At 70.9% G+C, this 4,822-nt stretch carries 5 protein-coding genes; 4 read left to right on the forward strand and 1 reads right to left on the reverse strand.

The window, feature by feature from the left end:
* Positions 1–605, reverse strand: a 605-nt coding sequence (locus CH341_RS28145) for a phosphatase domain-containing protein (RefSeq protein ID WP_483475695.1), incomplete at its 3' end; no start/stop codon positions are given.
* A gap of 315 nt (positions 606–920) precedes the next feature.
* Here CH341_RS28145 and CH341_RS28150 point away from each other — a divergent pair.
* From CH341_RS28150 to CH341_RS28165, 4 genes are all read left to right on the forward strand, one after another.
* A complete protein-coding gene (locus tag CH341_RS28150) occupies positions 921–1,754 on the forward strand; it encodes an ABC transporter permease (protein WP_111422377.1) in 834 nt (277 codons plus the stop codon).
* A 35-nt stretch (positions 1,755–1,789) separates the two neighbouring features.
* Positions 1,790–2,755: an ABC transporter substrate-binding protein gene (locus CH341_RS28155; RefSeq protein ID WP_111422379.1), complete on the forward strand. Its 966-nt coding sequence runs from the start codon at positions 1,790–1,792 to the stop codon at positions 2,753–2,755.
* Positions 2,756–2,757: 2 nt separating this feature from the next.
* On the forward strand, positions 2,758–3,594 hold the full coding sequence (locus CH341_RS28160; RefSeq protein WP_111422381.1) for an ABC transporter ATP-binding protein: 837 nt from the start codon (positions 2,758–2,760) through the stop codon (positions 3,592–3,594).
* Position 3,595: 1 nt separating this feature from the next.
* On the forward strand, positions 3,596–4,822 hold a 1,227-nt coding region (locus tag CH341_RS28165; protein ID WP_111422383.1), incomplete at its 3' end, for an FAD-binding protein.

Raw genomic sequence — 4,822 nt, forward strand, 5'->3', positions numbered from 1 at the left:
GCCGGCTCGGCACCGAGCTCGATCAGCAGCCGCGCCGCGATGGTGCCGGCCCGGCCGAGTCCGCCGCGGCAGTGAACGACGACGTCGAAGCCGCGCCGCAGCAGCCCGCGCAGCGCCTCGCCGGCCTGCTGCCACTCGCGCTCGAAGCGCACGTCCGGCACCGCCACGTCGGCGATCGGAAGATGAAACCAGCTCATGTGCCGCGCTTCGGTCTCGGGGCCCAGGCGGGCGACGTCGAGATCGTGCAGCTCCCACTCCTCCAGCAGGGTGACGACCGCGGCGGCGCCCCAGGCGCTCACCGCGTCGAGGTCGGTCGCGAGGTCCCGGTACCATTCGCCGGTGAGCGCCTCGGCGTCCCGTTTGCCCGGACAGAACGTGATGCCGATCCGGCCGTGCTCCGGCCCCGGTTGAACCGACCCGATGAGCAGTGGATGGGTGACGGACGTGCGCATGGGCAATCCCCTGGCCTGAACGGCGGCGGCGCGCTGACGAATCCCGCGATCAAATACCCGCGGCGCAGCCGGTTCCTGCGCCAGGTCAAAAAGGCCACGAATTTCTCCAAGCGGTTCAACTTCTTCATGCAGCGCGACGTCGCCTTCACGCAACCCGACGCCATGCTCTGTCGGCGCGAGGCGCGGTCGTGCCGTGCGCGCGCCACTCCGACGGGCAGTTGCCCGCGGACCGTGCACCGATGTGGCAGGTGATGCCGCCGCCGCGCGCGTCCGGGAAGACCCCGGGAGACTCGGGCCGCCCGAACGTGCCGCGGACACGGGTCGAGGGAGGGGGAACATCCTGGTCGCCGCCCCTCTCATTCTTGGTATGAAATCCTCGCCGGTCGGGCGCGGGCGGCATGGTTATTGCGTCGCTTGCCGGGGCCTTTGGCGCGCGTTATAGGCCCGCCCCCGACGAGAGCCAGGCGCATGACGTCACCATCCATCGAAACGTCCGCTGCCATCGACACGTCTCCTTCCATCACCGACACCCGTGGGCGGCCGGCCACGCGCGCCGGCTGGTTCCGCCTCGCGGCCGAGCGGATCGCCGTCGTCGCCGCGGCGATCGCCGTCTGGGAGCTGGCGGCCCGCACCGTCATCGATCCGTTCTGGATCAGCAGCCCGTCGCTGGTCGGGGTGCGCCTGTGGCAGCTCGCCGTCTCGGGCGATCTCCTGTGGCACGCGCAGGCGACCGTCTGGCAGGCGCTGCTCGGCTCGGCGCTCGGCCTCGTCTGCGGCGTCGCGATCGGCGCGCTGCTGGCCCGCTATTCGCGCGTCGCCGCCGCGGTCGATCCGATCCTGATGGGCCTCTACAGCCTGCCGCGCATCGCGCTGGCGCCGCTGTTCATCATCTGGTTCGGCATCGGGCTCCTCTCCAAGGTGATGATGGTGTTCTCGTTCGTCGTCTTCATCTTCCTGCTCAACACCATGCAGGGGCTGCGCGCGGTCGATCCCGATCTCGTCGATCTGATGCGCTCGATGCGGGCGACGCCCGCGTTCATCGCGCGCCGCGTCCAGCTCCCGTCGATCCTGCCGTGGCTCGTCACGGCGGCCCGCATCAGCGTCGGCCTGGCGCTGATCGGCTCCGTGCTGGGCGAGCTGCTCGGCGCCAATCGCGGCCTCGGCTGGTATGTCGAGCACGCCAGCGGGCGGCTCGATACCACCGGCGTGTTCGCCGGCCTGGTCGCACTGATGGTGATCGCCGTCGCGCTGAACACGCTCGTCGATCTCGCCGAGCGCTGGCTCGTGCCGGCGCGCCCGTGATCCCGTCCCTCCACCTCCCGCATCGGAACGCCCGCATGATCCTCGGCCGCAAGCTCCGTCTTCTCGCTTTCGTTCTCGCTGGTGCCGCGGTCGCGGCGACCGGTCCCGCCGCGGCGCAGACCAAGGTGACGGGCGGCGTCGCCGCCTTCAACGAGGCGCTGCTGCCGGTGTTCACGGCGCGCGACAAGGGCTGGTTCAAGGACGAGGGCATCGACCTCGAGCTGGTCGACTTCAAGGGCGGCGGCCCGGCCGTGCAGGCGCTCGCCGGCGGCAGCATCGACGTCTGCTTCTGCGCCGCCGACCACGTGATCCGCCTGCGCGCGCGGCGGCTGCCGGCCGTGATCCTGATCGGCCTCGACACGTTTCATTCCTACGCGCTGGTCGCCAAGGCGGACGCGCCCTACAAGGATCTGGCCGATCTGAAGGGCAAGCGCATCGGCATCACGGCACCGGGCAGCCTGACCGACAACACCATCCGGTACTCGATCAAGACGCTCGGCCTCAATCCGGATCGCGACTTCGAGCTGTCCGGGGCCGGCGGCGGCGCCGCCATGCAGGCGGCGATCGATTCCGATCGGGTCGGGGCGGGCCTGGCGATCCTCACCGACATCGCCAACATGATGCGCAAGCCGGGGGCCTACAAGATCGTGCTCGACTACCGTACGCTGCCCTATCCGTCCTTCGCCGGCCTGGCGCTGGAGAGCTGGGTCAAGTCCAATCCGAAGGCCGCGCGCGGCTTCGCCCGTGCCGTCGCCAAGGCGATGGACGCGCTCGACAAGGATCCCAAGCTCGCGGAGGCCATGATCGCAAAGATGTATCCGAACTTCTCGCCCGAGCTCGCCGCCGAGGTCGCCAGGAGCGCGGTGGCCCGTGCCCCCAAGGGCGGCATCGTAACGGCGGAGTCGATCGACAATCTGAACAAGATCGTGATCGCGTCGGACGACAGCCTCAAGCCGGTGACGCTCGAGCAGGCGTTCGACGCCTCGCTCCTGAAGAATTGAGCATGGACCAGAGCGTGCGGAGCGACGAGACCGGGGCGGCGACCGGGTCGGCGGCGGGGCGGCGGGGCCCCGCGGCGCGCCCGCGCGTCGTGCTGGAGGGCGTCGGCAAGGAGTTTCCCAGCTCCGGCGGCCACGGCCTGACCGTGCTCGACGACATCGACCTGGTCATCGAGGACCGCGAGTTCCTGTCGATCGTCGGGCCGAGCGGCTGCGGCAAGTCGACCCTGCTGCGGCTGATCTCCGGCCTGATGCCGCCGTCGCGCGGCCGGGTGCTGGTGGACGGCGCGGTGGTCACCGGGCCGCCGCCCGATGTCGGCTTCATGTTCCAGCGCGACACCCTGATGCCGTGGGCGACGGTGGCGCAGAACATCGGGCTCGGGCTCGAGCTGAACGGCACGCCGAAAGGCGCCCACGAGGCGCGCATCGCCGAGCTCCTGGATCTGCTCGGCCTGGCAAAATTCCGCGACTTCCTGCCGGCGGCGCTCTCCGGCGGCATGCGCCAGCGGGTGGCGCTCGGCCGGCTGCTCGCCTACGCGCCCGCCCTCTACCTGATGGACGAGCCGTTCGGCGCGCTCGACGCGATGACCAAGATGGCGATGGGGCGCGAACTCCTGCGCATCTGGAGTCGTTACGACAAGAGCGTGGTGTTCGTCACCCACGACATCGAGGAGGCGGTCGGGCTGTCGGACCGCGTCGTCGTGATGGCGGCGCATCCGGGCCGGATCGTCTCGGAATACGTCATCGACCTGCCGCGGCCGCGCGACTTTCGCGCGGTGCGGCTGTTGCCGGAGTTCCGCGCGCTGTGCGAAACCATCTGGCGCGACATCGGAGTGGAGTGACGTGAGGCATCTCGAAACCGACGTCCTGGTGATCGGAGCCGGCGGCGCCGGCATGTATGCGGCGCTGGAGGCGGCCGCCGCGGGGTCCTCCGTGATCCTGGCCGACCGCAGCCTGATCGGCCGCGGCGGCGCCACCGTGATGGCGATGATGACGGTCGCGGTGGCGCTCGGCGCGCAGTGCCCCGACCACTGGGAGAACCACTTCGCCGACACGCTGGCGGCCGGCTACGGCCTGTGCGACGAGCGCCTCTCGGCGATCCTGTGCGAGGACGGGCCCGCCCGCATCCTCGAGCTGGAGGCCTGGAAGGTCGGCTGGGCCCGCGAGGACGGCCACATCAAGCAGGCGCACGCGCCCGGCCACGATCGGCCGCGCTGCGTCTATGTCGATTTCCTGCGCACCGGGCCGGCCCTGTCGAAGACGCTGCGCGGCCGCGTCGGCGGCGTGCCGGAGATCGTCCGCATCGGCGACCTGATGATCGTCGACATCGCGCTCGCCGACGGCGTCGCCTGCGGCGCGACCGCGATCGACATGCAGAGCGGCGCGCCCGTCACCATCGCGGCGAAGTCGGTGGTCGTCGCCACCGGCGGGCTCACGCGCCTCTATCGCCGCAACAGCGCCTCGCTCAACATGAGCGGCGACGGCTACGCGCTGGCGCTGCGCGCCGGGGCGCAGCTCGTCGACATGGAGTTCGTGCAGTTCTTCCCGATCGGCCACCTGGCGCCGCGCCTGGTCGGCCTCGATCCGATCATGTGGGACCCGTTCCGCTACAAGCTCGGCGGCACGCTGCTCAACGGCGACATGCAGGAGTTCGAGCAGGATTACGCCAAGGTCGGCGGCCGCAACGACGGGCACTACGTGCTGACCCGCGATCTCGCCACCTACGCCATCACCAAGGAGGTGGAGGCGGGGCGCGGCAGCCCGGCGGGCGGCGCCTATCTGAGCTTCCGCCACGTTCCCGAAGCCGAGCTGCGCCGCGCCTTCGGGCCGGTGATCGACACGCTGGCCGCCAACGGCATCGACCTGACGCAGCGGCCGATCGAGGTCGCGCCGATCGCGCATTACCACATGGGCGGCGTGCGGGTGGACACGACCTTCGAGACGCGGGTGCCGGGGCTGTTCGCCTGCGGCGAGGCGGTGGGCGGCGCCAACGGGGCCAACCGCCTGTCCGGCAACGGCATCACCGAGGCGCTGGTGTTCGGTGCCCGGGCGGGCCGCAGCGCCGCGGCC

This window comes from Rhodoplanes roseus (assembly GCF_003258865.1).
GTDB classification, from domain to species: Bacteria; Pseudomonadota; Alphaproteobacteria; order Rhizobiales; family Xanthobacteraceae; genus Rhodoplanes; species Rhodoplanes roseus.

Bases quoted from the DNA above. Each gene is read 5' to 3' on its own strand.
- CH341_RS28150 (WP_111422377.1), top strand. From the start codon at position 921: ATGACGTCACCATCCATCGAAACGTCCGCTGCCATCGACACGTCTCCT.
- CH341_RS28155 (WP_111422379.1), top strand. From the start codon at position 1,790: ATGATCCTCGGCCGCAAGCTCCGTCTTCTCGCTTTCGTTCTCGCTGGT.
- CH341_RS28160 (WP_111422381.1), top strand. From the start codon at position 2,758: ATGGACCAGAGCGTGCGGAGCGACGAGACCGGGGCGGCGACCGGGTCG.